Raw genomic sequence first — 904 nt, forward strand, 5'->3', positions numbered from 1 at the left:
CTCTATGACCGCCCGCGGACCAATACTCTGACCGGCCGCGCCACCGTGCCGGACTATCGCGCCGTGATCCGGGCGGTGACACGCCGCGACAACGCGCGCACCGTCATCGATGGCATGACGGCCGCCAACGATCTTGGGCTTACGACGGCCGTACCCGCGCGGATCGAGGTACTGGTCGATGCGAGATTGAAGCCGATCAAACTCGGCAGCCAGGAAATCTATTTCAAGTATGCGGCGCCGAGCCGCCTTTATTGGGCGGATCGACCGGGAATGCGGGTCGTCCAAGCCCTGCATTGGATGCAGGATATGCTGACCCAAGACAGCGAGCGCAAGCGGATCGAGACTGCTTTGCGCCGCCTGCTTTCCGACCCCAAGCACGGCCAGGCGATCCGCGAGGATCTGCGCGCCGGTCTTTCAGCCGTCCCGATCTGGATGCAGGAGTTCCTCCGCCAACTCCTCAACACAACAGCTGGGCCGGAGGGCAAGCCATGACGACCGCCGCCTACCGTCAGATTATTGCCGCACCGCCGCGTGATCGGCTCGATCTATTCCTCGCCACGGCCAACCGCATCGGCGCGCCGGTCGGGAATGTCGAAAAGGACTTCTGGGTCTGCTGGACCCTCAACGCGCTTTATCACGAACGGCCGGCAGGAGAACCGCGGCTGCTCTTCAAGGGCGGCACGTCGCTGTCGAAGGGCTACGACCTCATCAAGCGCTTCTCCGAGGATATCGACGTCACCGTGTTCCGCGATGACCTCGAGGAGCCTGCGTCGGTCGAAGAGCTGGAGGCATTGTCGAACAAGAAGCGCCGCGCCAAACTGGACGCGATCCGAGATGCCTGTCGCGCCTATATCACCGGCCCGCTCAATGCGTTCCTCGCCGCCCAGTTGACAGAGGTCACCAA

General features: G+C 63.3%; 2 protein-coding genes. Both read left to right on the plus strand.

Annotated features, from left to right (window positions below):
• The coding region (locus EN932_RS37045) for a DUF6088 family protein (RefSeq protein ID WP_128369570.1) at positions 1–492 on the plus strand (492 nt) is incomplete at its 5' end.
• A partial coding sequence (locus EN932_RS37050) for a nucleotidyl transferase AbiEii/AbiGii toxin family protein (RefSeq protein WP_164890890.1) occupies positions 489–904 on the plus strand: 416 nt, incomplete at its 3' end. The genes EN932_RS37045 and EN932_RS37050, both read left to right, overlap by 4 nt.

Source organism: Mesorhizobium sp. M7A.F.Ca.US.002.01.1.1, from assembly GCF_004022955.1.
Lineage (GTDB): Bacteria > Pseudomonadota > Alphaproteobacteria > Rhizobiales > Rhizobiaceae > Mesorhizobium > Mesorhizobium ciceri.